Below are 26,364 nucleotides of genomic sequence, written 5' to 3'. Positions count from 1 at the left end.
TGCGCCGGGCACGCTGCCATCCATGTCGGGTTGCGCGAAGGAGTCGACGATGCGTTCCAATTCGGTATCCCGGCGTGATCTGTTCGCCTACACGGCCGCCGCGGCCGTGGTCGGCATGACCGCCGCCGCAGCTCCCGCGTCCGCGCGACCAGCTCTGGGCACCCTCATCGATTACGCCGGAGGCGTTCCGTCCGCTGCGGCGATCCGCGACGCCGGACATATCGGCGTGATCCGCTACGTGTCCGATCGCAGGCCCGGCGCCGAGTGGATGGCGGGCAAACCGCTGCGATCGCCAGAAGTCGACGATCTCAAAGCGGCTGGTCTGCAGATCGTCTCGTGCTACCAATTCGGTAAGGGACCGACCGCGGACTGGCGTGGCGGGCTGGAGGCGGGCAAGCGGCACGCCGAGCGCGGGCTCGCGTTGCACCGCGCCGCCGGTGGCCCGGACAACGTGCCCATCTACGCGTCCATCGATGACAACCCCTCCCCGGTCGACTTCGCCACCATGATCGCGCCGTACCTACTGGGCTGGCAGGCCGTGCTCGGCAGGGAGAACACCGGCGTCTACGCGAACACCCCGACCATCGAGCTGGCCCGCACCGCGAGCCTGGCTTCCTGGTACTGGCAGCACAACTGGGGCACGCCCAAGGGCTTCGTGCACCCCGCCGCCAACCTGCACCAGGTCGAGATCGACAAGCAATCCATCGACGGTGTGGGGATCGATGTGAACAACGTGCTCACGCCCGAATACGGGCAGTGGTGAGCGGCTGACGCAGTACGTGCCTGCTCGCCTCTATCCCGTCTTTCGAGCGAAGCGAGACCGAGCAGCTGCCGAATATTACGTCTGGCAGTGGCTTATCGGGGTGACGCGCAGGTCGGGCTCGTCGTCCGGGACGACCCGCAGGGAGGGGCGGCTGTCCGGAGCCTCGTGATCGCCGAGCCAGGAGAGCAACGACCACCGGGACAGGCCGGAGAACGCGGAGCCGAGGCTGGCGAACGAGAACGACGAGATCGCCGACCCGAACGATCCCACAGATCCGATCGACAGCACCGAGCCCACGCTGCCGATGGACAGGACCGAGTATGCCGAGCCGATCGATAGGATGGAACCCTCCGATCGGATCGACAGGATGGAACGGTGCGAGCGCCTGCTCCGGATCGAATGACCCGGCTGTCTCGAACCGTCCGCGGATTTCGAGAAATCGGTGGTCGCCATAGATAGCGGTCTACCACAGTCCGGCCACCTCGTGTGGCTGCGCGGCAGATCGAGACCAGGTATTCGCCGAGTCATCGCAACGCCAAAAGGGCGACGACCCCGATGGAGTCGCCGCCCTCGACCGGAAGCTCAGCCTACGGTGAAGAATCCGAGTGTCGGCAGGAAGGAGCAGGTCCGCGCCTCCGCGTCACCGGACTGGGTGGTCAGCGAGCCGGAGACGACCGCGACGACGCGGCCGTTGCCCGTGTCGGCGATCGCGGACAGCGTGGCGGGGCCGTCCGGGTTGATCTTGGCCTCGTCGGTCAGCGGCAGGACGCCCGACTGGCGGGTGTCGAGGTTCAGCCACTGCACCGTCATCGGCGGGTTCTGCACCGGCGTCGGCCCCTTGGTACCGAGCGCGGTGAAGACGAACCCGGTCTGGCCCGCCTGCGGGCCGGGTGGCGGCAGCGTGGCGGGCCCGGGCACGGCGAGGGCGGTGCCCACCGAGTCGGCGGACGGGCCGATGCAGCCCTTGCCGATGCTCGGGTAGAGGAACTGGGCGATCACCGGTCCGTCCTGCGGCACCTCGGGGCCTCCGCCGCCGCTGCCGTCCAGGAAGGTGATGATCCGTTCCAGCGTCGACTTGATCTGCGGCGGAAGGTTCAAGGTGGCCAGCAGCCTGCGGGCCTGATCGAGGATGGCCGACTGCGGACCCGCGACGCCGGCCGGGCTCGCGATATCCGCGGGGCCCGCGACGGCGCCGACGATGGCTGGGGCGAGCGCGGCCAGCGCGTCCACCGGAACGCCCTCGGGCACCATGGGAACGCTGTTCGTAGTCGCCACGGGGGCGGTCGCGGGGGCCGCGATTGCTGTCGTCGGCGCGGCGAGCGTGGCACTCGCCGCGACGGCGAGTGCGGACAATGCGATCCGCGATCCTCGGGTGCGAAGCACTGGTCTGGCCGTCCTTACCTCGGGTACATCTGGGTTCGATTGCTAAAAGCCATCGTTTCGGGGGTCACTCTAGGGACATTGCGGCTATGTGTACAGCTGCGGCGTCCGGAAAGCGCCGTGGACGATCAGTGTTAGCAGAAGATACCGCGCCCAGATGTTACTGATGTGAAAGTTGATGCAAATGTTATCGGTGGTTCGAGGGTGGAACCGACCGGATTCGCGCTGCGGCTAATCTAATCGGTGCCGTCCGCGCTGTCGCCTCGACATCGAACTCCGGGCGCGCCTACCGACGCACCGCACCCGAGCCGAAAGCCAGCGATTTGAATCGTCACCTCCGATGGGCCGTGTCGGTGCTGGGCCTGTCCGTGCTGGCCCGGCTGCTCTGGATGCTGCTGTCCCCGAATGGGATGAACCTCGTCGACCTGCATGTCTACGTCGGCGGGTCGGCCGCGTTGTTGACCGATCAGCTCTACGACTTCACCTATGCGGAGAAGACTCCGGACTTCCCCTTGCCGTTCACTTATCCGCCTTTCGCGGCATTGGTGTTCTTCCCGCTGCACTATCTGCCGTTCACCCTGGTCGCGGTGGCTTGGTTGCTGGCCATCGCCGCGGCGCTGTACGCGGTGGTGCACATCAGTCTCGAGCTGCTGTTCGGCGCGCAGCGGCTGCGCACGCCGCAGTGGCGGGCCGCCACCGTCGGGTGGACCGCGCTCGGGCTGTGGCTGGAGCCGGTCCGGACCACGATGGACTACGGCCAGGTCAATGTCTTCCTGGTGCTCGGCGGGATGCTGGCGGTTCGCAGTTCGCGGTGGTGGCTGTCCGGTGGACTGGTCGGAATAGTCGCGGGCATCAAACTGACGCCTGCGATCACCGGGTTGTACTTCGTCGCGCGCAAGCGGTGGGCGACGGTGGCGTGGTCGGCCGTGGTCTTCGGCGCGACCGTAGGGCTGAGTTTCCTGATCGCGCCGGTCGAGGCGCGTCGGTATTTCGGCACACTGCTCGGTGACGCCGACCGGATCGGTCCGGTGGGGTCGGTGTGGAACCAGTCGCTGCGGGGCACACTGAGCCGCATCCTCGGCTACGACGTGGAGTCCGGCCCGTGGTGGATCGCGGCCGTGCTCGTGGTGGCAGTGCTGGCGTTCCTGGCTTGGCGCGCGCTCGGCGCGGACGACCGGCTCGGCACGCTGATCGTGGTGCAACTGTTCGGACTGATGGTCTCGCCCATCTCGTGGTCGCATCACTGGGTGTGGCTGCTGCCGACGGTGCTCTGGGTGGTGTACGGGCCGCTGCGCCGGGCGCCCGGCGCGCGGGTGATCGCCGGGTACTGGCTGGTGACCATGCTCGTCGGCGTGCCGTGGGTGCTGTCGTTCTTCCAGGATTCGATCTGGACCATCTCGCGCCCGGGCGTACTGGCCTGGCTCGGCGCCGTCGACGTGCTCGGCGTCCTGGCGTTCTACCTCTGGGTGATCCGCTTCGGAGCCAGGTACACGCGATCGGCCGACGGGGAAGAAACGCGCGCAACCACCGAGGGCCCCGCGCGCACCGCATAAGTACTCGCCCGCACTCGCCCGACTCTGCTGTGGTCAGCCTCGAGCGGCGATCAGCGAAGACTCGACCTTCTGGCTGGAACGCGATACGACGGCCCGACTCCGGGTTTCGAGCGAAGCGAGACCGAGCATGTGCCGTTCGCGAGCCACAAGAGGGCCGCGAACACGCAGCGCCGCAGGCGCTGCCGATCAACAGAGCCGGTCTATCTCGTGGGCCAGTGCTACATCCAGCGCGGTGAGCCCGCCCGCCGAGTGCGTCGACAAGCTGAACGTGACCTTGCGCCAGCGAATGTCGATGTCGGGATGATGGTTCGCCTCCTCCGCGACTTCGGCGACGCGGCGCACCAGTTCGATGCCCGCGGGGAAGGTGGCCGCCTCGACGGTGCGGGTCAGGTTGTCCCCTGACCTGGACCACTCCGGCAATTCGGTGAGAGCTTCGGCGATTTCGGGTTCGGAGAGCAGTGCCTGCTGCGCCATAACACTCCTTACTACTCGCCTCGGGCCGCCCCGGAAAGGGTGGCGGCGGGGGTCAGGCAGCGCGCGCCTGCTTGAGTGCCTTCTTCAGATCCTTGCCGGTGACACCGGCCGCTTCGAACTTCTTCATCCGCATGATGACCACGGGGCACTTCACGCAGCGCGTCTTCTTCCGACAGCACTTCTTCTTCGGTTTCAGGCTCGAAACCTTCTTGGCTTTGACCTTGCCCACGGCGGTTAGCATACCCTTAGTACAAAGGCTGAAACGGTGCCTCGAACCGACTGCCGGTAGGGTATAGCTCGCCGCGATGCCTGGTGAGTTTCGATTCTCCACCTATTCGCAGGGAGCCGGGCGTGTGCGTCAGGCCCCGGAGGCGGCAGCCTGCGTAATCACGGAAGGTCCGTGCACGCCGGACACCGAGCACCGTCGGCTCCAACACCGAACAGCAGGAGGATTCAGGCGTGTCGTCTGCACGCGATTTTCGCAACGTCGCCATCGTGGCTCACGTCGACCACGGCAAGACGACCCTGGTCGACGCCATGCTGCGCCAGTCGGGCGCCTTCGCCGAGCGGGCCGAGCCCGTCGATCGTGTGATGGACTCCGGCGACCTGGAACGCGAGAAGGGCATCACCATTCTCGCCAAGAACACGGCGGTGCACCGGCATCACCCGGACGGCTCGGTCACCGTGATCAACGTCATCGACACCCCCGGCCACGCCGACTTCGGTGGTGAGGTCGAGCGCGGCCTGTCCATGGTGGACGGCGTGGTGCTGCTGGTGGACGCGTCCGAGGGGCCGCTGCCGCAGACCCGGTTCGTGCTGCGCAAGGCGCTGGCCGCGTCGCTGCCGGTGATCCTGGTCGTGAACAAGACCGACCGCCCCGACGCCCGCATCGAAGAGGTCGTCGAGGAGAGCCACGACCTACTGCTGGACCTGGCCTCCGATCTCGACGACGCCGCCGCCGAGGCCGCCGAGCTCGCGCTCGACCTTCCGGTGCTGTACGCCTCCGGTCGTGAGGGCAAGGCGTCCAAGGAGCGTCCGGAGAACGGCAACGCCCCGGCCGCGGAGAATCTCGACGCGCTGTTCGACGTGCTGCTGGAATACATTCCCGCGCCGAAGGGTGATGCGTCCGCGCCGCTGCAGGCGCACGTCACCAACCTGGACGCCTCGGCGTTCCTCGGTCGTCTCGCGCTGGTCCGCATCCACAACGGCGAACTGCGCAAGGGACAGAACGTCGCGTGGATGCACGCCGACGGCGTCAAGCAGGTGAAGATCACCGAACTGCTGCAGACCGTCGGCGTGGAGCGCAAGCCGGGCGAGCTGGCCGTGGCGGGCGACATCGTCGCCATCGCGGGCATTCCGGACATCATGATCGGCGACACCCTCGCCGACATCGATGATCCGGTCGCGCTGCCGCGCATCACCGTCGACGAGCCCGCCATCTCGGTCACCATCGGCACCAACACCTCGCCGCTGGTCGGCCGGGTGCAGGGGCACAAGTTGACCGCCCGCATGGTGAAGGCGCGCCTGGACCAGGAGCTGGTCGGCAACGTGTCGCTGCGCGTGCTCGACATCGGGCGCCCGGACGCCTGGGAGGTGCAGGGCCGCGGTGAGCTGGCGCTGGCCATCCTGGTCGAGACCATGCGCAGGGAGGGCTTCGAGCTGACCGTCGGCAAGCCGCAGGTGGTCACCAAGCAGGTCGACGGCAAGGTGCACGAGCCGTACGAGGAGCTGACCATCGACTGCCCCGAGGAGTACCTCGGCGCGATCACCCAGTTGCTGGCCGCACGCAAGGGCAAGATGGTGCAGATGAGCAACCACGCCGCGGGCTGGGTGCGGATGGAGTTCATCGTTCCCTCCCGTGGCCTGATCGGTTTCCGCACCGACTTCCTCACCGAGACCCGCGGCACCGGCATCGCCAACGCCGTGTCGCACGGCTACGCGCCGTGGGCGGGCGAGATCCGGGCCAGGCACACCGGCTCGCTGGTCTCCGACCGGTCGGGCTCGGTGACGCCGTTCGCGATGATCCAGCTGGCCGACCGCGGGCAGTTCTTCGTGGAGCCGGGCGCGGACACCTACGAGGGGCATGTCGTCGGCGTCAATCCGCGCGCGGAGGATCTGGACATCAACGTCACGCGCGAGAAGAAGCTGACCAACATGCGCAGCTCCACCGCCGACGTGATCGAGACCTTGGCCAAGCCGTTGCAGCTGGATCTCGAAGGCGCCATGGAGTTCTGCGCCGCCGACGAGTGCGTGGAGGTCACCCCGGAGGTGGTCCGGGTGCGCAAGGTGGTCCTCGGGCAGAACGAGCGCGCACGGGAACTGTCCCGGCGCAAGGCGCGCGACCGCGCGGCGCTGTAATAACTTGTCTGCCACGGTATTCGGTGTCACCGCGGGTGACACCGAATACCGGGCCGGACCGCTGGTCGGGCAGTCGCGGGCGCTCGCATCGTGCGGGTGTACCGCGAGCCTCGCGTTCGCCTCGGGTGTGATCGCAATTCCTCGGCATCACCAGGCATGGTGCAATGGGAAGAAATTCGAGACGGCCCTGTGATGCGTGCCGTGGTGAAGTCGGGTGCCACATATTCGAGGGCTGATCGGTTGCGTTGTCTGTAATTTCGATCCGTGACCGGCTCAGCCCTCGGTATGCAGGTCCGAAATCAGTTCGGTCGCGTGGAATATGTTCCTGCGGCGACGGCTGGTGGGAAAATTTTGATAATTTTCGACCACTTTCCGTCATGCGGGTAGTGGTGGGGGGTGAAAATAATTGGCTGTGTCGTGCGCCTGCTTTATATTGTCGGCACCCGTGGTCATCCAGAGCCGTGCACGCGATGAGCTTTCCCGGCTCTCCAGGGGCCTCGGCGAGTGGTTGTGCCAGCACATGTGTGAGTTGTCGCCGTGTCGGCCGGATGGTGCGTAGACGAATAGAATTCGTCTCCCGTTCGGCGTGTCGGCGCAAATGTTCACTTCATGTCCGAGTCGGCGGCGCGTGTGATTGCGCAAACGACACGGATGCGCATGCGGATTGTAGTGCCTCGGGTGCGGCAGCCTATTGTTCCGCGACGGTACGCCGAATATTTGCCGAGGTTCGACACGGTATGTATGGGTGATGTCACGGCCCTGCGCCGCCGCTGTGTTTCCACACTACGCATATCCGTTCGACCGCGTTGTTTCCGCGCTGGTCAGCAGGAATCTGGGAACGGCCTCGACCGTACGGTAGAGTTCCCGAGCGTGAAAGTGGGCGCAGGAAAACGCGCAGCGTGGCGCACGTTGTTGCCGGCCGTGGCAGTGCTGACCTTGATCAGTAGCTGTGCGGCGAATCCGCCGCCGCCCATCGAGAGCACCGACAGTCCGAAGACCACACCGGTCAAGCCCGCGGAGACGACCGTCGTCGTCGCTTTGGACACCATCGGCACCGCGTTCAATCCACATCTGCGCTCGGACCAGTCCGCCGCGACCTCGGCGATCGCCTCCCTGGTGCTGCCGAGTCCGTTCCGGCCGGTGCTCGATCCGGCGCGGCCAGGGGCGACGGCCTGGGTGCCGGATTCGTCGCTGCTGGTCTCCGCCGAAGTCACCGCGCAGGAACCGTTCACGATCACCTACAAATTGCGCAACGAGGCGTCCTGGTCGGATGGCGCGCCGATCGCGGCCGAGGACTTCCGCTACCTGTGGCAGGAGATGATCTCCGAGCCGGGCGTCGTCGACCCGGCCGGCTACCGGATGATCTCGGACGTCAGTTCGTCGGCGGGCGGCAAGACGGTCACCGTCGTGATGACGCAGCCCTACCCCGGCTGGCGGGAGCTGTTCACCGATCTGCTGCCGTCTCATCTGCTCAAGGACGCGCCCGGCGGGTTCGCCAGGGGGATGAACGGGCAGGTCAACGGTGTCCGAGTGTCCGGGGGGCCGTTCGGGATCCGCTCGGCGGACCCGGGCCGTGACGAGATGCTGCTGGAACGCAACGACCGCTTCTGGGGCACACCGGCGATGCCGGGCCAGATCCTGCTCCGCCGTGGCGGCACGACCGCGCAGCTGGCGGGCTCGCTGCGCACCGGCGACGTGCAGATGGCGCTGGTCCACGGGGGCGTGGCGACCCAGGCGCAACTGGGGGCGATTCCCTCCGTGCGCACCACGATCATGCCGCAGTCGCGAGTGCTGCAGATGGCGCTCAACGGACGCAAGGGCGACTTGAGCGATCCCCGGGTCCGCTCGGGTGTGCTGGCCCTGCTGGACCCTGCCCTGCTGGCCACGGTCGGCGCGCAGACCGGCAACTGGGTGGAACCGGCGCGCGCGCAGGTGCTCGCACCATCCGATCCCGGATACGCACCGACCGCTCCGCCGCGTCCGTCGGCGGAGGAGGCGTTCGCGCTGCTCGCCGCCGCGGGGTACGGCCGGGCGCCGGAGCCGCCGCCCGCGGTTTCCCCGACCTCGCCCGCCCCGCAGCCGCGCACCGTCGGCAAGGACGGCAAGCCGCTGGCGGTGCGCATCGGCGCGGTCGACCGGGACGCCACCGCCTTGGCCGTGGCCAATACCGCCGCCGACCAGCTGCGCAGCGCGGGCATCGACGCCACGGTGCGCAGTGTCGCCGCCGACGAGTTGTACGGCAAGGAACTGCTGGAGGGCACGGTCGACGCGATCGTCGGCTGGGAGGTGGCCGGTTCCGATCCGGCGACCGTGCTTGCTTCCAGGTATGGCTGCCCGCCGCCCGCGCTGCCAGGGGTCACCGGCCCGGCGCAGGCCATCGCCGAGGCGGCGCAGCGGGCGCCGAGCAACCTGTCCGGTGTGTGCGATCCGACCCTGCAACCTGCGATCGACGACGCCCTGCGCGGCGGCGACGTGGGACGGGTGCTCGCCGAAGCCGAACCCAAACTGTGGGCCATGGCGACCGTGCTGCCGATCGTGCAGGACAACGCCGTCGCCGCGTCCGGTCCTCGGCTGGACGGCGCCTCGCTCAGCGGCGCGATCCAGGTCGGCATCTTCGGCGACGCGTCCATGTGGCGCAGGATCCCGTGACCGCGGGGACCGGTGGGCTGCTTCTGGTACACGCCCACCCGGACGACGAGTCCATCACCACCGGCGGCACGATCGCGCACTACCGCCGTCGCGGCGTGCCGGTCACCGTGATCACCTGCACCCTCGGTGAGGAGGGCGAGGTGATCGGCGACGACTGGGCGCTGCTCGCGGCGGATCACGCCGACCAGCTCGGCGGCTATCGCATTCTCGAGCTGACCCGCGCGCTGGACGCGCTGGACGCGGGGCCGCCGCACTTGCTCGGGGGCGCGGGACGCTGGCGTGACTCCGGGATGGCGGGCACACCCGCCGCGAACAAGCCGCGCGTCTTCGTGCGCTCCGGAGACGAGGCGGTGCGGGCTCTCACGGACGTCGTCCTTCGTCTGCGGCCGCGCGTGGTCGTCGGTTACGACCCGAACGGCGGCTACGGCCATCCGGACCACATCCGGGCGCACGAGATCACCACGGCCGCGGTGCACGCCGCCGCGGGCGAGGGCTGGGATGTCCCGAAGTACTACTGGACCGTCACCGACGCCGACATGCTGCGTCTGCACACCGCGGCGCTGGCCCGGCGCACGGCCGCTGGCCTGCCCGGCGCGCTGCCGCCCGGTTGGCGACTGCCCGCCGAGGGCGAACTCGCGAGTGTGCCCAGCGACGCGGTGACCACCACGATCGACGTCTCCGAGGTGCTTTCGGCCAAGCGCGCCGCGCTGCGGGCGCATGCCACACAGGTCACGGTCGCGCCGTCCGGCCGGGAATTCGCCTTGTCGAACGGTATCGCTCAGCCGGTGTTGCCCGAGGAGCACTTCATCCTGGTGCGGGGTCGGCGCGGTCCGCTCGGTCCGGACGGGCGGGAGCACGATTTGTTCGCCGCACCGGAATGACGGATCCCGCCGACGGCAGTGCGGACGCTACCCGCAATTGCCGGACATTTCACATAATTCGCCCGCCCTCTTCGGAACTTGTCCGGGCGGCGAGGTCCTGTACCCCCAGGGCTGGCGGTTGGCGGTATCGGGGCGGCGGGTACGGTTCGGCGTGATCTCGGCACATCGAAACGGAGGATCCGTCGGTTCATGACAGCGCGCGGCGACAACGCCCACCTCAGCATCGAGGACCACGGCTACCACAAGAGTCTGAAGCCGCGCCAGCTACAGATGATCGCGATCGGCGGCGCCATCGGCACCGGCCTGTTCCTCGGCGCCGGTGGGCGGCTGGCCAGTGCCGGACCCGGGTTGTTCCTGGTCTATGGCGTGTGCGGGTTCTTCGCGTTCCTCATCCTGCGCGCGCTCGGCGAATTGGTCCTGCACCGGCCGTCGTCCGGGTCGTTCGTCTCCTACGCGCGCGAGTTCTTCGGTGAGAAGGCGGCGTTCGTCGCGGGCTGGATGTACTTCCTGAACTGGTCGATGACCGGCATCGCCGACACCACCGCGATCGCGCAGTACTTCCACTATTGGTCCGGGTTCTCCGCCGTTCCGCAATGGTTGCTCGCGCTGATCGCGCTGGTCCTCGTGCTGGGCGTCAACCTGATCTCGGTGAAGTGGTTCGGTGAGATGGAGTTCTGGGCCGCGCTGGTGAAGGTCTTCGCGCTCAGCGCGTTCCTGATCGTCGGCACGATCTTCTTGCTCGGCCGCTTCACCGTGCGGGGCGCCGCGACCGGGACGAGCGTGATCGCCGATCACGGCGGCCTGTTCCCGACCGGCGTCATGCCGTTGGTCGTGGTGGTGTCCGGTGTCGTATTCGCTTATGCCGCCGTCGAATTGGTCGGCACCGCGGCGGGGGAGACGGAGCATCCGGAGCAGGTCATGCCACGGGCGATCAATTCGGTGATCCTCCGGATCGCCGTCTTCTACGTCGGTTCGCTGGTCCTGCTCGGATTGCTGCTGCCGTACACGCGGTACACGGCCGACGAGAGTCCGTTCGTCACCTTCTTCACCATGCTCGGCGTCCCTGGCATCGGCAGCGTGATGAATCTCGTGGTGCTGACCGCGGCGTTCTCCAGCCTGAACGCCGGCCTCTACTCGACCGGCCGCATCCTGCGATCGATGTCGATGAACGGCAGCGCGCCGAAATTCACCGGGGTGATGGGCAGCAACGGCGTTCCCTACGGCGGCATCCTGCTCACCAGCCTGATCGCGCTGGTCGGCATCGCGCTCAACGGACTCGTCCCGGATCAGGCGTTCGAGATCGTGCTGAACATGGCGTCGCTGGGCATCGTCGCCTCCTGGGCCACCATCGTGTTGTGCCAGCTGCAGTTGTGGCGCTGGTCGACCCGGGGACGCATCCAGCGGCCCGCCTTCCGCATGTTCGGCGCGCCCTATACCGGTCTGCTCACGCTGGTGTTCCTGTTTTTCGTCGTCGTGCTGACGGGGTTCGACTATCCGGTGGGGACGTGGACCGTCGCGACCATCGCCCTGATCGTCCCCGCGCTGATCGTCGGCTGGTTCGCCGCGCGTAAACGAGTGCTGGCCATAGCGGCGGAGCGTGGCGACCCGACCGGCGAACCTCCGGTGGTCGCCGCCCTGCCTGCCGACCGGGAGAACTGATCGTGCGCCCGATCGCGCCGGAATAGACTCGGCAGTATGTACAACTGGGAGGTCCAGAACGCGATCGCGGCGTTCGTCGACAGCATGCGGCCGCACTGGCAGGAGCAGCACGACCTGTATATGACGGTGCTGTACGCGTTCGCCGACATGCAGAGCCACTTGTTGACCCTCCTCGGCTACCCGCCGGTGCCGTGACGGCGAAGATCGACGACCACGCAGGCGATCGCGCTCCCGTGGCATCCGGCGCCACCCGGATCCCCGTAGGACTCGTCGGCTCGGCGATCCTCGTGATCCTGATCGTGGACGCCCTGCTCACCCTCGCGCTCGAGGTGCTCTACCTGCCGATCTATCTGGGCTCGGTCGTTTTCCCGGTCTCCGCCGCGGTGGCGGGAGTGGTGAACGTCCTGCTCGTCGCGGGTGCGCGAACAGTGACCCGGCGTCCCGCGCTGCTGGGCCTTCCGCTAGTCGCGTGGGCGTTCGGCTTCCTGGTCTGCGCGAGCGCCGGGCCCGGCGGTGACATTCTGCTCGGCAGTGATTGGCGGACGGCGCTGTTGCTGTTCGCCGGGCTGCTGCCGCCGCTGGCCTATCTCTACATCCAGGCGAACGCGCACGTCTTCGGCCGCCGCTGACTCACGCGAGCCGGACCGCCAGGGTCGCGATCACGGCCTCGGTGCGAACGCGCAGCGCGGCTGTGAGCACCGGTCCGCGCGGATTGTGCAGCGGGCGTTGCCACCAGTGCCGGGCTTCGACATGCGCCAGCAGCACGGTGACACCGAGCCCGGCGGCGGTCTGCTTGCGGACGTAGCCGACGAGCGTGGACACCAGGCTGCGATGCGGGCAGGGGAGCACCACGAGCGGCACGCCGGGATCCCACTCCTTCCACTGGGCGCAGAGCCGTTTGGTCGTGGCCGGATCGATGTCCGCGGCCACCGCGACGATTTCGCCCCGCATGCGCAGCGCGGCTTCCAAGGCGCGATAGGTCACCTCGCTCATGGTGACCACCGGGACGACCACCAGCTCCTTGGCCTCCGGCGCCGGTCGCGGCGGCGGCGGGATTTCCCGCAGTCGCAGCTGTCGCGCGACGCCGGCGTAGTAATTCTCGATCCGGAAGAAGAGGGCCACCAGCGCGGGAATGACGAGCAGCAGCAGCCACGCGCCCTCGGTGAACTTCTCCGCGAGCAGGACGACGCCCGCGACGGCGGTGAGCGTCGCGCCGAATCCGTTCAGCAGTGCGCGCGGCAGCCACCCGCGGTCGCGCGCTCGCCACCAGTGCAGCACCAGACCGGTCTGGCTGATGGTGAACCCGATGAAGACGCCGATCGCGAAAACCGGCAGCAGCCGATGGGTTTCGGCATCGACCGCCAGCAGCACCAGCCCGGCCGATAACGCGAGTGCCGTGACCCCGTACCGGAAGACCGGACGCTCGGACCGCAGCGCGAACAGCGACGGCGCCCTGTGGTCCTTGGCCAGCAGCGCCAGCAGCACAGGGAGCCCGCCGAAACTGGTGTTCGCCGCGAGCAGCAGCACCGCGGTGACCGCGAGATTGGTGAGATAGAACAGCCAGCCGGTGCCGAACGCGGCCGCCGCCAGCTGGGCCAAGATGGTCACATTCGGGCGCGGCGTGACGTGGTGCTCGCGGATCAGCACGGCCAGGCCGAGCAGCATCGCGCCGAGCAGGATGCCCAGCGCCACCTCGGTGTGCTGCGCGCGGCGCACCGCGGGGGTGCGGAAAGCGGGCACGGCGTTGGCGATCGCTTCCACACCGGTCAGCGACGAGCATCCCGCCGCGAAGGCCTTGAGCAGCAAGACGATTCCGAGCGCCTCGACCGGCTCGAGCGGACCCGGGTCGCCGCCGATCAACGCGACCGGCTCCGGCCGCAGCAGCCCGACAACGATCACACCGCCGATCAGGACGACGAACAGGATCGTCGGCCCCATCAGCACCCGTGCGGATTCCGCCACTCCGATCAGGTTGATCACGGTCAGCGCCGCGAGGCCGATCAGTGTCATCGGTAGCAGTTCGTGGGCCAGGGCGGGAAAGGCGCTGGCCAGGCTGGCCGCGCCGGCGGCGAGGCTCACCGCGACGGTCAGCACGTAGTCCACGACCAGGCTGGCGGCCGCGAGCAGCGCGGCGGGCCTGCCGAGCTGCTTCTTGGCGACCGCGTACGCGCCACCGCCGTCCGGGTGCACGGCGATCACTTGCCGGTAGGACAGCACCAGCACCAGCAACAGTGCGGCGATCGCGCAGGCAACCGGCAACGTCCAGGAGACGGCCGCCGCGCCCGCCGCGACCAGCACCAGCACGATCGCCTCTGGTCCGTAGGCCACGCTGGACAACGCGTCCAGGGAGAGCGCGGCGAGCCCGCCCACCGCGGTCAAACGGAACTTGTCCGCTCGCTGCATCTGCCGAACCCGGCGGTCGGCGATCCGCGGCTCCGTATGGTGCGGCTCGGTCTTGGTCACCACAGCGTCCATTGAACTCCGCCGCCGCTCGGCAACCGATCAGCGACACTTGGGGGTGGGTTCAGCGGGTCCCGGGCAGCCCTGGTGTGACGGCTTGGATGAGTTCCCATGCTCGGTCGGCGGGAAGGTCGACCACGGAGTAGCGCTTCTTGCCCGCCGCGGTGGCCGCGACGACCGTGGCGACCCCGGCGCGCCGTTGGAAGAAGGTTTGACGCACTGTCCAGCCGATGATGCCGGGGGCCTCGAGGCAGTCGCGGTCGCGGTCGAGTGATCCGGCCCGGGTGATCAGCCAGGTGGGGCTGGTGGTTGTGCGGGGAAGTACCGCGTGTCCAAGGCCGCGGTAGCGGTCCTCTGCGAGGGCGAGTGCGAGTGCGAGCGTGAGGCCGGGCAGTAGCCACCACCACGGCGAATAGCGCTGTCCAGCAAGGAAGTTGACGACCATCGCCGCGGCGATGAGCACGACCGGCGCGAGCGCGCGGGTATGCCTGCGTCGCCGTGCGGCCGGGCCGTGCGCGGTCAGCGGGGCGCTGCCCGGCGCCGGAACGGTGTGCGCGTCCGCCGCGCCGGAACCGGTGGGCCTCGCCTCCGGCCGGACGGGAAACTCGTTGTCTCGCACTTCCTCTGGAGCGAGCAGATGGCCGAGGGTGTGCTCCACGGCGCTACGCGGGGCCTGCGGAAGGATTCGCTGCCGGGGGTTCTGCCCGGTCATGATCGCCTCGAGTTCGGCGCCGCCCGCAAGCCGCAGCAGCAGCGGTTCGGAGACTGTCGCTCCGCGCAGCCGGGCTCGGTCGAGGGTGATCTGGCGGGTGGTGAACAGGCCGTGGCGCAATTGCAAGGTCTTGCCGTCGTCGCGGACGCGCAACCCGAAATAGGTGGTCAGATAGTGCGCGCACGCGGCAGCGCTGACCACGACGACGATGACGCCCAGCAGCGCGGCCGCGGCGAGCGCGAGGACGAGCACGCCGCCGTCTTCCACGTCGTGCACCGCGTCGGACCGGAAAACGATCTCACCGAGCCCGTATTGCAGCGCGAAGCCGACGATCGGCGCGATGATCGCGAACCCGGTCAGCGACAACGGGGCGTAGCGCACCCACGCCGGACTCCAGTGCCCGATCTCCCGCGCCCGGGTACGCGGGGCCGTGAAACCATCGGAGCTGTTCTGCCGCGGCTCTTTTCGTTCTTCGCCCGGACCCACCCTGGCCGCCGTATGGGCGAGCAGCGCGGCGCGCAACGGCGGGACGACGCGGGCATCCAGGGCGTCGAGCTTGAACTTCTCGCCCGATTCCGCATGCCGGCCGGTCCCGATCGCCAGCACCGCCAGGCCGAGGGCCCGATGCAGCAGGTCCGCTTCGATGTCCACCGAGCGGATCCGCGACCGCGGCACCGACAGTTTCTTGCGTTCCAGCAGCCCGGTGCGCAACTCCACGTGCGTGGGCCCGACCCGATACGTCGTGGTGAACCAGCGGGTCAGCGCGAACCCGACGATCAACGCGAGCGGAATGATGCTCCACACGTGGTTGCCGCTGCTGGTCCCGAGGATCACCGAACCGATCAGCACCGGGATGAACTTCACCACTTCGGTGATCGGATGGACCAGCAGCATCCGCTTGTCCAGCCGCTGCCAGGGCGGCCCGTCCTGCTCGGCGCCGGTCGTCTCGGGGCTCATGTCGCGTCTCCACGGTGCTGGGCGGCGATCCGGGTGAGCCGGGCCACGGTTTCCTCGGCGACCGGAAGGTCGAGCGCGCTGATCTGCACCGCACCCGCGGAGGACGCGGTGGTCACGGTGACGGTCGCCAATCCGAGCAGGCGTTCGAGCGGACCGCGTTCGGTGTCGACGGTCTGCACGCGGGAGATCGGCGCGACCCGGCTCTCCTGGGTGAGCCAGCCGACCCGGGTGTAGACCGCCTCGTCGGTGACCTCCCAGCGGTGCACCGCGTACCGCCACCACGGCGCGACACCGATGTTCAGCGCGGCGGGCACGAGCGCGACCAGGAAGAATCCCAGCTGCCACCCGCGATGCGCGGAGTCGACCACCGCCCACACCAGCAGGGCCGCGAACGGGATCACCCACGTCAGGACGGCCTGCACAGTCCACAGGAGCTTCGCCTTCGGACTGGGGCGCCAGGCCGGATCGGCCATGATCGTGCGCGGCTGCGACATGCCGCCAATCGTTGCACGATCACGCGGTCGCCGTTGGGTCGATGGTGAGCGACGCACCGCGAGGGCGCGGACCCGTCGGACGGGTGAGCGCGAGGGCCGCAGGGGGCTTCCTACCGTGGAACGAGCCTCGTTGTACGACAACCGTTTCGGGCGCCTCGGGCGGTTGCCGATGAGTTGGCGCCCGGCCTCACCTGCGAGGGCCTCGTGTGCCGGAACGAGTCGAATCGGCGGCGCTCACCGAGGCCACGATCGAGGACCGAGCGCGGGCCGCGCGGCTCGGGTGCCCCGGAATAGCCTCGGGTACCGGACAGTTGTCAACGCTCAACGGTGCTCCACGTCCCCGTGTGGGCTCCGTGGCGAGCGGAGCCGTGACTCGTCCGCTTCGTCGCAACCAGCACTGGAGGGAGACAGTTCCGGATGTGTAGCGCATGATCGAGGGCGTGACCGACCTACCGAACCCGAGCGTCCCATCCGCGCCGCCCAGTCCATCGGCCATGCGCCGGGCGCTGCGCAGGGCCCGCGACGGTGTCACGTTGAACGTGGACGAGGCCGCGGTGCTGCTGCACGCGACCGGTGACGACCTGGCCGATCTCTGTCGCAGCGCCGCGCGGGTGCGCGACGCCGGGCTGGCGTCCGCGGGGCGTCCGAAGACGATCAGCTATTCCCGCAACGTCTTCATCCCGTTGACCAGGCTGTGCCGGGACAAGTGCCACTACTGCACCTTCGTCACGGTGCCCGGCAAGTTGCGCGCCGAGGGCAAGGGCATGTTCCTCGAACCCGACGAGGTGCTCGACATCGCACGCAGGGGCGCGGCCCTCGGCTGCAAAGAGGCGCTGTTCACGCTGGGTGACCGGCCCGAGGATCGCTGGCCGGAAGCCGCGCAGTGGCTCGACGAGCGCGGCTACGACTCCACGCTGGACTACCTGCGCGCCGTGTCGATCATGGTGCTGGAGGAGACCGGCCTGCTGCCGCACCTGAACCCGGGCGTGATGTCGTGGGAGGAGATCGCGCGGCTCAAGCCGGTGGCGCAGTCCATGGGCATGATGCTGGAGACCACCTCGGCCCGGTTGTTCACCGAGAAGGGCAACTGCCATTACGGCAGCCCCGACAAGGACCCGGCCGTGCGGCTGCGGGCGATCACCGACGCGGGACGTCTCTCGGTGCCCTACACCACCGGGATCCTGGTCGGCATCGGCGAGACGATGGCGGAGCGGGCCGAGTCGATCATGGCGATTCGCAAGCAGCACAAGGCTTTCGGACACATCCAGGAAGTCATCGTGCAGAACTTCCGCGCCAAGGACGACACCGCCATGCGGGACGTGCCGGACGCGGGCCTGGAGGAATTCCTCGCCACCATCGCGGTCACCCGCGTGCTGCTCGGGCCGGACGTGCCGGTGCAGGCGCCGCCGAACCTGGTCTCGCACGCCGAGTGCCGCGCGCTGATCGAGGCGGGCATCGACGACTGGGGCGGCGTCTCGCCGGTGACGCCCGACCACGTGAACCCGGAGCGGCCATGGCCGAACCTGGACACGTTGCGGGAGATCACCGAGGCGGCGGGCTATCAGCTGGTCGAGCGGACCTCCGCGCACCCGAAGTACGTGCGAGCGGGCAATCCGTGGGTCGATCCGCGGATCGGCGCGCACGTGGCCGCGCTCACCGACCCGGTGACGGGGCTGGCGAATCCGGACGCGATCCCGGTCGGCCTGCCCTGGCAGGAGCCGGACGAGTCCTGGGAGTCGGCCGGACGCGTCGACCTCAACACCGCCATCGACACCGAGGGCCGCAACACCGAGGCCCGCAGCGACGCTGCCCTCGGGCAGGACATCGTAGGCGCCTTCGGCGACTGGGACACCATTCGTGAACAGGCCCGCGATCTCGCCGTCGCCGTTCCGCAGCGGCTGGACTCCGACGTGCTCGCCGCGCTGCGCGCCGCCGAACGCGATCCGGCCGGGCTCAGCGACGCCGAGTATCTGGCGCTGGCCACGGCGGACGGCGCGGAGCTGGACGCGGTCGCCGCGCTGGCCGATCAACTGCGCCGCGACACCGTCGGCGACGACGTCACCTACGTGGTGAACCGGAACATCAACTTCACCAACATCTGCTACACCGGGTGCCGGTTCTGCGCGTTCGCCCAGCGCAAGGGCGACGCGGACGCGTTCACCCTGAGCACGCACGAGGTGGCCGACCGGGCCTGGGAGGCGCATGTCGACGGTGCCACCGAGGTGTGCATGCAGGGCGGCATCGACCCCGACCTGCCGGTCACCGGGTACGCGGATCTGGTGCGGGCGGTCAAGCAGCGGGTGCCGTCGATGCACGTGCACGCCTTCAGCCCGATGGAGATCGTGAACGGCGCCTCGCGCGGCGGCCAGAGCGTCCGGGAGTGGCTGGTCGCGCTGAAGGAGGCGGGCCTGGACACCATCCCCGGCACCGCCGCGGAGATCCTGGACGACGAGGTGCGCTGGGTGCTCACCAAGGGCAAACTGCCCACCTCGGCGTGGATCGAGGTGATCACCACGGCGCACCAGGTGGGCATCCGGTCCAGTTCGACCATGATGTACGGCCACGTGGACAACCCGAAGCACTGGGTCGGGCATCTGCGGGTGCTGCGTGGAATCCAGGACGAGACCGGCGGTTTCACCGAATTCGTGCTGCTGCCGTTCGTGCACCAGAGCGCGCCGCTGTACCTGGCGGGCGCCGCGCGGCCCGGGCCGACCAACCGGGACAACCGCGCCGCGCACGCGCTGGCCAGGATCATGCTGCACGGCCGGATCCACAACATCCAGACCAGCTGGGTCAAGCTGGGCATCACCGGAACGCGGGTGATGCTCAACAGTGGCGCCAACGATCTGGGCGGCACGTTGATGGAGGAGACCATCTCCCGGATGGCGGGCTCGCAGCACGGCTCGGCCAAGACGGTCGCCGAGTTGGTGGAGATCGCCTCCGGCATCGGACGACCGGCCCGGGAACGGACGACGACCTACGGCGTCCCGAAGCACAAGCGGTTGTCCGGCGCTCCGGGGCTTCAGGCGGTATTGGTCGACTGACGAGGGAGCCGCGCCGGGCGGTCCGGCGACGGCGATAGGTTCCAGCCCGCGGTGCGATCGGATTTCCGGTCGGCCGCGGGCAGCCCGGACCGGCGCAATGCCGCACCCGCCGTGGCACGTTCCGCCGCTACCTCCCACAACGCGCTCCCCAGCGCGTACATCGGGTGGCGGAGTCGAATCGGGCCTCGCGTCGGCGTGCGCGATCCCCGAAGTTAGGGCAGGCTGACCAGTAGTAACGTGTGGTTGCCGGGATAGGGTTTCGCCGGGCGGACTATCCCGCAGGCGAGGACAGACTAGGAGAGCGGCAGTGCCGTACATCATCGCTGAACCGTGCGTTGACGTGAAGGACAAGGCATGCATCGAGGAATGCCCCGTGGACTGCATCTACGAGGGTGGTCGCATGCTGTACATCCATCCCGACGAATGCGTGGACTGTGGTGCATGTGAGCCGGTGTGCCCGGTGGAGGCGATCTTCTACGAAGACGACACCCCGGACCAGTGGAGCGGATACGTCAACGCCAACGTCGATTTCTTCGATGAGCTGGGCTCGCCCGGCGGCGCGACCAAGGTCGGCAAGGTCGACTACGACCCGCCGTTCATCAAGGAACTGCCCCCGATGGCGAGTGAGTGAGACCTGACGTGTCACCGCGTGGCCGGGTCAGCAGTCTGCTGCCCGATTTTCCCTGGGACACCATCGCTTCGGTGAAGGTGAAGGCGGCCGCCCACCCCGGCGGGATCATCGACCTGTCCGTCGGCACTCCGGTCGACCCGGTCGACCCGCTGATCCGGACGGCGCTGAACTCCGTCGCGGCGGTCCCCGGTTACCCGACCACGCATGGCACCCCCGAGCTCCGCGCGGCCGCGGTCGACGCGCTGAAGCGGCGCTACGGGATCACCGGACTCGAGCCCGCGGCCGTGCTGCCCGCGATCGGCACCAAAGAGCTGATCGCGGGGCTGCCCCGGCTGCTCGGGCTCGGCTCGGGCGACCTGGTCGTCATCCCCGAGGTCGCCTACCCCACCTACGAGGTCGGCGCGCTGCTGGCGGGCGCGCAGGTGCTGCGCGCGGACGGACTGACCCGGTTCGGTCCGCAGACGCCCGCGCTGATCTACGTGAACTCGCCGTCCAACCCGACCGGCCGGATACTCGGCATCGAACATCTGCGCAAGGTGGTCGCCTTCGCGCGGGAGCGCGGCGTGATCGTCGCCTCCGACGAGTGCTACCTGGGACTGACCTGGGAGGGTCGCGGCGTCTCCTTGCTCGACCCCGAGGTATGCGACGGCGACCACACCAACCTGCTGGCCGTGCATTCGCTGTCCAAGACCTCCAACCTGGCCAGCTACCGCGCCGGATTCGTGACGGGCGACCCGGAGCTGGTCGCGGAACTGCTCGAAGTGCGCAAGCACGCGGGCATGATGGTGCCGTACCCGATCCAGGCCGCGATGACCGCCGCGCTCAGCGACGACGCGCACGAGGCGCGCCAGCGCGAGCGGTACCGCGTCCGCCGCGAGGTGTTGCGAAAGGCTCTGGAGGCCGCGGGTTTCCGGATCGATCACTCCGAGGCGGGCCTGTATCTGTGGTCGACGCGTGGTGAGCCGTGCCGGACCACGTTGGAATGGCTGGCCGATCGCGGCATCCTCGCCGCGCCCGGCGACTTCTACGGCCCCGGCGCGAGCGAGCACGTGCGGATCGCGCTGACCGCGACCGACGAGCGGATCGCGGCGGCGGCCGAACGGCTTGCCGCGGGCTGACACCACCTTCGTCGCCGCTGCGCGCGAGCGCGGCAATCGCTCGAGGCCGCGGTCGCACAACAGGCACAGCGGGGCGTGTCGGCGTCCGCGCCCGCCCAGCCGGGCGAGCTAGCCTGAGGTATGGACGCTGTCACGGTTGTCCCCACGCCCGGCAACGAGCCGGTGCACTCCTACGCGCCCGGAAGCCCCGAACGGGAGTTACTTCTCGGCAAGCTTGCCGCGCTGTCCGCAGAACACGTCGACGTGCCGCTGGTCGTCGGCGGCAAGCATCGCCCCGGCCTCGGCGAACGGCACGACATCGTCACACCGCATCGGCACAGGCACGTGCTGGGGACCTACACCGACACCACCCACTCGGAAGCGCACGGAGCCATCGACGCCGCGATGGCCGCCGCCCCGGGTTGGCGGGCGCTGCCGTTCGAGGAGCGCGCCGCGGTGCTGCTGCGCGCCGCGGACCTGCTGGCCGGGCCGTGGCGGGAGACGATCGCCGCGGCCACCATGCTCGGGCAGTCGAAGTCGGCCCAGCAAGCCGAGATCGATGCGCCGTGCGAGCTGGTCGACTTCTGGCGGTTCAACGTCGCGTTCGCGCGGGAGATCCTGGAGCAACAGCCCAGCTCCAGCGCCGGGGTGTGGAACCGGATGGACTATCGGCCGCTGGAAGGGTTCGTCTACGCCATCACACCGTTCAACTTCACCGCCATCGCCGGGAATCTGCCCACCGCGCCCGCGCTGATGGGCAACACGGTGGTGTGGAAGCCGTCGCCGACGCAGACGTTGTCGGCGTTCCACACGATGCGGCTGTTGGAGGCGGCGGGTTTGCCGCCCGGCGTGATCAACATGGTCACCGGCGACGGGGTGCAACTGTCGGAGGTGGCCTTGGCCGATCCGCGGCTGGCGGGAATCCATTTCACCGGTTCCACCAAGACGTTCCAGTACCTCTGGCAGCAAGTGGGCACGAATATCGGTCGGTATCAGGGCTATCCGCGCCTGGTGGGGGAGACCGGCGGCAAGGACTTCATTGTCGCGCACTCCTCGGCCGACCCCGGCGCGCTGCGCACCGCCCTGATTCGCGGCGCCTACGAGTATCAGGGTCAGAAGTGCTCGGCGGCCTCGCGTGCCTACATCGCGCGGTCGGTCTGGCGCGCGATGGGCGACGAGTTCCTGCACGACGCCGACCGGCTGAGCTATGGCGACGTCGCGGACCTGTCGAATTTCGGTGGAGCGCTGATCGATCGGCGCGCGTACGACAAGAATGCGGCGGCCATCCGGCGCGCCGCGGACGCGGGCGTCACCATCCCGGTCGGCGGAACCTACGACGACAGCGAAGGCTGGTTCGTCCGGCCGACCGTATTCCTGACCGACAATCCGCACGACGAATCGTTCGCCACCGAGTATTTCGGCCCGATCCTTTCGGTGTACGTCTACGACGACGCTGAACCCGGCTCCTACAGTGCGATACTCGCCGAAGTCGAGTCGGCGGCGCCTTACGCGCTGACCGGAGCGGTGTTCGCGCAGGACCGATACGCTATCGAACAGGCCGACGCCGCACTGCGTTTCGCGGCGGGCAACTTCTACGTCAACGACAAGCCCACGGGTGCGGTGGTGGGGCAGCAGCCGTTCGGTGGCGCACGCGCCTCCGGCACCGACGACAAGGCCGGCTCCCCGTTGAACCTGCTGCGCTGGGTCGCGCCGCGGACGATCAAGGAGACCTTCGTGCCGCCTGTCGACTTCCGCTACCCGCACATGGAGAGGTGATCACACCAGCGGCTTTCCCTGCCGTAGGCGCCTGCGCAGGTCGAACAGATAGGCGTTGAGCGGGAACATGCGTGCCACCGCGGGCAGCCGGCCGTGCACGGCTCCGAGGATCCGCAGCAGCCGGTCCAACCGCCGCTGGTCGCGGTCGGTCCAGGCCATGCCCATCTCGTCGCGCAGGTGCTGCGGAAGCAGACCGGTGACCATGAAGCGCTGTAGCCCGGCGAAGACCACCTGCACCGGTCGCGGCATCATCTTCAGGTCGACCAGGCCGTTGAAGTAGTCCCGCAGCTCCGGCTCGATGCCGCGCCGCTTCAGGTTCTCGTCCCAGTACCGCTGGAACTCCGCGCGATTCGCCGGCCACATCTCCGGCCGCATCTGCAGGGTGGTGCCCAGGCGGGCGGCGTAGGTGTAGAAGGCGTCGGCGGTCGCGTCGTCCATCGGGCCGTGCATCCGGGTGTAGAGGTCATCGATGCCCCAGTACAGGCACGCGGCGACCCACAGCTGGAGATTCGGGTCGAAGGCGTTGTACTTGACCGGGCTCGCGGCGGTGGAGCGCACCGACCGGTGCGACACGTTGACGGCTTCCCGGTAGGCGTGGCGTTCGTCATCCGACCCGAGCAGCGCCACGGCGATGTAGGTGAGGGTGGTACGCAGCCGCTTGATCGGATGCAGCGTGACCTTGCCGCTGTCGACGGTGCTCTCCAGCACGCCGCGGCCGACCGGGCGCAGGCTCAACTGCATGATGACGTTCGCCGCGCCGCCGAGGAAGGCGGCGACGCCGTCGACGTACTCCGCGACCGTCTCGGGGGTGAGGGTCTGGCTCGGATCCGGTTCGTGCTCGGCGGTGCGCAGCGGCGCGGTCATCGTCGACCTCGTCTTTCGTGTTCGCCCGATCCCAGAGAATCGGTCGATGAGAAGATAATGTCTTATCTTTCTCATCGACTCGGTGGGCTGTCAATCGCCGAGGGGAGGCGGTGATGGCGTGCAATGCTGAAAGTGTCATCGTGTCGCTGTCGCGGATAGGGTTGAGGTATGGCCAGGCTGACCAGGCTGCTGCCGCTGGTGCGCAGCGCTGCCCCGGAGGATCGCAACCAGGCGCGGGTACTGGACGCGGCGCTGCTGGCGTTCCTCGACTTCGGTATCAAGCGCACCAGCATGGTGGAAGTGGCGCGTCGCGGCGGATTGTCGCTGGCCACGCTCTACCGCCGCTTCGCGAGCAAATCCGATCTGATCCGGGCCGTCGGACTGCGGCAGACGCGCGACTTCATCGAGGAGGTCGACGCCGCGCTCCAGCGTCAGGTCGATCGCGACGCGAGCGCCGAGGACCAGATCGTCGAACTGTTCGCCGCGTTCATCAACGGCCTGCGAGGAAACCAGCTGATCCACCGGCTGCTGGCCACCGAGCCCGAACTCGTGCTGCCGTACCTCACCACCCAGGGCGCGCCGGTCATCGAACTCGGCCGGGATTACCTGGCCGAGTTCGTCACGCGGTTGCAGCGGGAAGGCAAGTTGCCGGAATACGATCCGGAGCCGCTGGCCGAGATGATCGCTCGCACCGCGCTGTCACTGGCGCTGACCCCGCAGACCGTCATACCGCTCGGCGACGACGCGTCGATCCGGCAGTTCGCCCGCGATCACGTCGTGGTGTCGTTCCGGGTGCGCTGACTTCAGCGGTGCTGCGGAAGGCCGAAGAGCATCGCCCCGAGCGCGGCCATGACATCCGCGGTCTGCTCGGCCGCGGTGCCGTGGGTGTGCGCGGTCACCGCGAAACCGGGGCCGTAGGACGTCGAGGCGACCTCCGGCTCGCCGAAATCCGACCAGCCCCATTTGCTGCCCTGGACGAAGGGCCATCGTGCGGTGCCCCAGTTCTGTTCGGTGCCGTCTCGGGCCGTCGATCCCGCTGCGGCCATCCATCCGAAGATCGGTGATCCGGGATCGGTGCGCAATTTGGTGGCGAGGAAGTCGGACACGTTCGCCGTGCTGGTCGCCCCCGCGCCCCAACTGGGTCCCGGCACCGTCTGGGCGAGGCCGTATTCGGCGGCGATGGCCGCGATGGCCTGTGGATACTTGGCCTCCATCACGGTCGCGGCTCCATCATCTGAGTAGCGGATCATTTGCTCTCCCAGCATGCGGTCCTCGGCCGAGCCGTCGCCGTGGCGCAGGGCGTAGTCGGCCAGGAAGAGCTTGGACAGCGACAGACTCGAGCGTGACTCGTGTTCGTTCGGTGTTCCCCAGCCGATGCCGACCGAGGTGCGTACGGAGATCGCTGTGCGCGGCGGCACCGCGGCCACTTCGGTTTCGGCGGATTCCTCGGCCCGGGCGACCGGCGCGGCCAGTGCCAGGAACCCGCAGGCGATCAGCGCGGTCAACGTCGTTCGGTAGCCCATCGTCTCCTCCTGGCTGGTGGCGTCACGTCGTGTCGGACGGCGCTGTGCAGGCACGATCAGCAATACGAGATGCGATTGCCCACCAGTAACTGGAATGAAACGAGGGTTGGCTCAGACGAGACGGAGGCCGAGTCGACGCCGGATGCGCATATCCAGGAGATAGGCGTTCAGCGGGAATGCGCGGATCGGTCGGGGCAGCCGGGACTCGGCGGCCCCGACGGCGCGCAGGAGGTGGCCGAGTACGCGTTCGTCGCGGTCGGTCCAGGTCATTCCCATCTCGTCGCGCAGGTGCCGGGGCAGCAATCCGGTCACGAAGAAGCGGTGCAGGCGCCCGAAAGCCAGCTGCGCGGGTCGCGGCAGCATGCGCAGGTCGATGAGGTCGTCGAAGTAGGCACGGACCGTCGGATCGATGCTGGTCGCGGCGAGATTCGCGCTCCAGTACTCGGCGAAGGCGCGGCGGTCGGGAGGCCACATCGCTGCGGGCATCTGGAGGGTGGTGCCGAGCCGGGCGCCGAGACGGTAGAACGCGTCGGCCGTCGATTCGTCCATCGGGCCGTGCATGCGCTCGTACAGATCCCGCGCTCCCCAATGCAGGCAGGCCGCGACCCAGAGTTGCAATGTGGGATCGAAGGCGTTGTAGTGCACCGGGCTCGAGTCGGTGGAGTGGACCGGACGATGCGAGACGTTGATCGCTTCTCGGTAGGCCGCGCGTTCCTCGTCGGTGCCGAGCATCGCTACGGAAAGGTAGGTCAACGTGGTGCGCAGCCGTTTGACCGGATGCAACATGACGTTTCCGCTGTCGACGGTGCTCTCCAGCACGCCGTAACCGACCGGCGGAGCGCTCAGCTGCATGATGACGTTCGCGACGCCGCCGAACAGGCCGGCCACGCCGTCGAGGTATCGCCCGATGTCGAAGGAGTCCGGCGATTCGGGACGATGCGTCGCGGGAAGTGGCCTCGTCATCGTCGACCTCGCAGTGCTGAGAAAGCTATGCACCAACGTTCTCACCACGTCAGCGGGAGTGTCAACCGTCACATTCGACGCCGGTCGGCGTGGGATGCCGCGACACCTTTCGCGGAAACGAGTTCG

23 protein-coding genes are annotated in these 26,364 nt (G+C 68.6%); 13 read left to right on the top strand and 10 right to left on the bottom strand.

Annotated features, from left to right (window positions below):
• Positions 1-49: 49 nt before the first annotated feature.
• Positions 50-763, top strand: a complete 714-nt coding sequence (locus tag ACWEO7_RS18710; RefSeq protein ID WP_452424761.1) for a DUF1906 domain-containing protein — start codon at positions 50-52, stop codon at positions 761-763.
• Between the two features lie 75 nt (positions 764-838).
• Here ACWEO7_RS18710 and ACWEO7_RS18705 read toward each other — a convergent pair whose 3' ends face one another.
• Positions 839-1,216, bottom strand: a complete 378-nt coding sequence (locus ACWEO7_RS18705; protein WP_452424760.1) for a hypothetical protein — start codon at positions 1,214-1,216, stop codon at positions 839-841.
• A 129-nt stretch (positions 1,217-1,345) separates the two neighbouring features.
• A complete protein-coding gene (locus ACWEO7_RS18700; protein WP_355078659.1) occupies positions 1,346-2,146 on the bottom strand; it encodes an Rv1157c family protein in 801 nt (266 codons plus the stop codon).
• A gap of 215 nt (positions 2,147-2,361) precedes the next feature.
• Between ACWEO7_RS18700 and ACWEO7_RS18695 the strand changes: the two genes are divergently transcribed.
• Positions 2,362-3,696 (top strand): mannosyltransferase, encoded by a 1,335-nt coding sequence (locus tag ACWEO7_RS18695; protein WP_450022591.1) that lies wholly within the window; start codon positions 2,362-2,364, stop codon positions 3,694-3,696.
• Between the two features lie 186 nt (positions 3,697-3,882).
• Here the strand turns inward: ACWEO7_RS18695 and ACWEO7_RS18690 are convergent, their stop codons facing one another.
• On the bottom strand, positions 3,883-4,170 hold the full coding sequence (locus ACWEO7_RS18690) for a 4a-hydroxytetrahydrobiopterin dehydratase (protein WP_452424758.1): 288 nt from the start codon (positions 4,168-4,170) through the stop codon (positions 3,883-3,885).
• A gap of 52 nt (positions 4,171-4,222) precedes the next feature.
• The gene (locus ACWEO7_RS18685; RefSeq protein ID WP_452424756.1) at positions 4,223-4,399 is read right to left on the bottom strand and encodes a hypothetical protein; all 177 of its coding nucleotides are present in this window, start codon (positions 4,397-4,399) and stop codon (positions 4,223-4,225) included.
• Positions 4,400-4,629: 230 nt separating this feature from the next.
• Here ACWEO7_RS18685 and typA point away from each other — a divergent pair, with 230 nt between their 5' ends.
• From typA to ACWEO7_RS18655, 6 genes are all read left to right on the top strand, one after another.
• Positions 4,630-6,528: a translational GTPase TypA gene (typA, locus tag ACWEO7_RS18680; protein WP_355080358.1), complete on the top strand. Its 1,899-nt coding sequence runs from the start codon at positions 4,630-4,632 to the stop codon at positions 6,526-6,528.
• An 870-nt stretch (positions 6,529-7,398) separates the two neighbouring features.
• Entirely contained in the window at positions 7,399-9,177 is a 1,779-nt protein-coding gene (locus tag ACWEO7_RS18675; protein ID WP_452424755.1) for an ABC transporter family substrate-binding protein, read from the top strand.
• Positions 9,174-10,058, top strand: coding sequence for an N-acetyl-1-D-myo-inositol-2-amino-2-deoxy-alpha-D-glucopyranoside deacetylase (gene mshB / locus ACWEO7_RS18670; protein ID WP_379255986.1), 885 nt, complete (start codon positions 9,174-9,176; stop codon positions 10,056-10,058). Before ACWEO7_RS18675 ends, mshB begins: the two co-directional genes overlap by 4 nt.
• Before the next feature lie 189 nt (positions 10,059-10,247).
• The gene (locus ACWEO7_RS18665; RefSeq protein WP_452424754.1) at positions 10,248-11,717 is read left to right on the top strand and encodes an amino acid permease; all 1,470 of its coding nucleotides are present in this window, start codon (positions 10,248-10,250) and stop codon (positions 11,715-11,717) included.
• Between the two features lie 36 nt (positions 11,718-11,753).
• A complete protein-coding gene (locus ACWEO7_RS18660) occupies positions 11,754-11,912 on the top strand; it encodes a hypothetical protein (RefSeq protein WP_169332723.1) in 159 nt (52 codons plus the stop codon).
• Positions 11,909-12,346: a hypothetical protein gene (locus tag ACWEO7_RS18655; RefSeq protein ID WP_452424753.1), complete on the top strand. Its 438-nt coding sequence runs from the start codon at positions 11,909-11,911 to the stop codon at positions 12,344-12,346. Before ACWEO7_RS18660 ends, ACWEO7_RS18655 begins: the two co-directional genes overlap by 4 nt.
• Position 12,347: 1 nt before the next feature.
• Here ACWEO7_RS18655 and ACWEO7_RS18650 read toward each other — a convergent pair whose 3' ends face one another.
• From ACWEO7_RS18650 to ACWEO7_RS18640, 3 genes are all read right to left on the bottom strand, one after another.
• The gene (locus ACWEO7_RS18650) at positions 12,348-14,180 is read right to left on the bottom strand and encodes an APC family permease (RefSeq protein WP_452424751.1); all 1,833 of its coding nucleotides are present in this window, start codon (positions 14,178-14,180) and stop codon (positions 12,348-12,350) included.
• Between the two features lie 61 nt (positions 14,181-14,241).
• Entirely contained in the window at positions 14,242-15,846 is a 1,605-nt protein-coding gene (locus ACWEO7_RS18645; RefSeq protein WP_452424749.1) for a PH domain-containing protein, read from the bottom strand.
• Positions 15,843-16,340: a PH domain-containing protein gene (locus ACWEO7_RS18640; RefSeq protein ID WP_450022868.1), complete on the bottom strand. Its 498-nt coding sequence runs from the start codon at positions 16,338-16,340 to the stop codon at positions 15,843-15,845. The genes ACWEO7_RS18645 and ACWEO7_RS18640 overlap by 4 nt, the downstream gene beginning before the upstream one ends.
• Positions 16,341-16,768: 428 nt before the next feature.
• Here ACWEO7_RS18640 and ACWEO7_RS18635 point away from each other — a divergent pair, with 428 nt between their 5' ends.
• The 4 genes from ACWEO7_RS18635 to pruA all read left to right on the top strand — a co-directional run bounded on the left by ACWEO7_RS18635 (position 16,769) and on the right by pruA (position 22,888).
• Positions 16,769-19,384, top strand: a complete 2,616-nt coding sequence (locus ACWEO7_RS18635) for a bifunctional FO biosynthesis protein CofGH (RefSeq protein WP_452424747.1) — start codon at positions 16,769-16,771, stop codon at positions 19,382-19,384.
• A gap of 307 nt (positions 19,385-19,691) precedes the next feature.
• Positions 19,692-20,015, top strand: a complete 324-nt coding sequence (fdxA, locus tag ACWEO7_RS18630; protein WP_014987978.1) for a ferredoxin — start codon at positions 19,692-19,694, stop codon at positions 20,013-20,015.
• Positions 20,012-21,133, top strand: coding sequence for a succinyldiaminopimelate transaminase (gene dapC, locus ACWEO7_RS18625; RefSeq protein ID WP_452424745.1), 1,122 nt, complete (start codon positions 20,012-20,014; stop codon positions 21,131-21,133). The genes fdxA and dapC overlap by 4 nt, the downstream gene beginning before the upstream one ends.
• A gap of 120 nt (positions 21,134-21,253) precedes the next feature.
• Positions 21,254-22,888, top strand: coding sequence for an L-glutamate gamma-semialdehyde dehydrogenase (pruA, locus tag ACWEO7_RS18620; RefSeq protein ID WP_452424744.1), 1,635 nt, complete (start codon positions 21,254-21,256; stop codon positions 22,886-22,888).
• Here pruA and ACWEO7_RS18615 read toward each other — a convergent pair whose 3' ends face one another.
• On the bottom strand, positions 22,889-23,752 hold the full coding sequence (locus tag ACWEO7_RS18615) for an oxygenase MpaB family protein (RefSeq protein WP_452424742.1): 864 nt from the start codon (positions 23,750-23,752) through the stop codon (positions 22,889-22,891).
• 168 nt (positions 23,753-23,920) lie between these two features.
• On the opposite strand from ACWEO7_RS18615, the gene ACWEO7_RS18610 reads away from it, so the two are divergent.
• Positions 23,921-24,553 (top strand): TetR/AcrR family transcriptional regulator, encoded by a 633-nt coding sequence (locus ACWEO7_RS18610; RefSeq protein ID WP_450022858.1) that lies wholly within the window; start codon positions 23,921-23,923, stop codon positions 24,551-24,553.
• 2 nt (positions 24,554-24,555) lie between these two features.
• Here ACWEO7_RS18610 and ACWEO7_RS18605 read toward each other — a convergent pair whose 3' ends face one another.
• Positions 24,556-25,275, bottom strand: coding sequence for a hypothetical protein (locus ACWEO7_RS18605; protein ID WP_452424740.1), 720 nt, complete (start codon positions 25,273-25,275; stop codon positions 24,556-24,558).
• Positions 25,276-25,386: 111 nt separating this feature from the next.
• Positions 25,387-26,238, bottom strand: a complete 852-nt coding sequence (locus ACWEO7_RS18600; protein ID WP_452424738.1) for an oxygenase MpaB family protein — start codon at positions 26,236-26,238, stop codon at positions 25,387-25,389.
• Positions 26,239-26,364 lie beyond the last annotated feature (126 nt).

The organism is Nocardia sp. NPDC004260, assembly GCF_053603155.1.
This window is presented reverse-complemented; position numbering and strand designations above follow the sequence as displayed.

Excerpts from the sequence above, each read along its gene's own strand:
- ACWEO7_RS18710 (WP_452424761.1), top strand. The coding sequence starts at position 50 with ATGCGTTCCAATTCGGTATCCCGGCGTGATCTGTTCGCCTACACGGCC.
- ACWEO7_RS18705 (WP_452424760.1), bottom strand. The coding sequence starts at position 1,216 with ATGGCGACCACCGATTTCTCGAAATCCGCGGACGGTTCGAGACAGCCG.
- ACWEO7_RS18690 (WP_452424758.1), bottom strand. The coding sequence starts at position 4,170 with ATGGCGCAGCAGGCACTGCTCTCCGAACCCGAAATCGCCGAAGCTCTC.
- ACWEO7_RS18665 (WP_452424754.1), top strand. The coding sequence starts at position 10,248 with ATGACAGCGCGCGGCGACAACGCCCACCTCAGCATCGAGGACCACGGC.
- ACWEO7_RS18660 (WP_169332723.1), top strand. The coding sequence starts at position 11,754 with ATGTACAACTGGGAGGTCCAGAACGCGATCGCGGCGTTCGTCGACAGC.
- ACWEO7_RS18645 (WP_452424749.1), bottom strand. The coding sequence starts at position 15,846 with ATGAGCCCCGAGACGACCGGCGCCGAGCAGGACGGGCCGCCCTGGCAG.
- ACWEO7_RS18640 (WP_450022868.1), bottom strand. The coding sequence starts at position 16,340 with ATGTCGCAGCCGCGCACGATCATGGCCGATCCGGCCTGGCGCCCCAGT.
- ACWEO7_RS18635 (WP_452424747.1), top strand. The coding sequence starts at position 16,769 with ATGATCGAGGGCGTGACCGACCTACCGAACCCGAGCGTCCCATCCGCG.
- pruA (WP_452424744.1), top strand. The coding sequence starts at position 21,254 with ATGGACGCTGTCACGGTTGTCCCCACGCCCGGCAACGAGCCGGTGCAC.
- ACWEO7_RS18615 (WP_452424742.1), bottom strand. The coding sequence starts at position 23,752 with ATGACCGCGCCGCTGCGCACCGCCGAGCACGAACCGGATCCGAGCCAG.
- ACWEO7_RS18610 (WP_450022858.1), top strand. The coding sequence starts at position 23,921 with ATGGCCAGGCTGACCAGGCTGCTGCCGCTGGTGCGCAGCGCTGCCCCG.
- ACWEO7_RS18605 (WP_452424740.1), bottom strand. The coding sequence starts at position 25,275 with ATGGGCTACCGAACGACGTTGACCGCGCTGATCGCCTGCGGGTTCCTG.
- ACWEO7_RS18600 (WP_452424738.1), bottom strand. The coding sequence starts at position 26,238 with ATGACGAGGCCACTTCCCGCGACGCATCGTCCCGAATCGCCGGACTCC.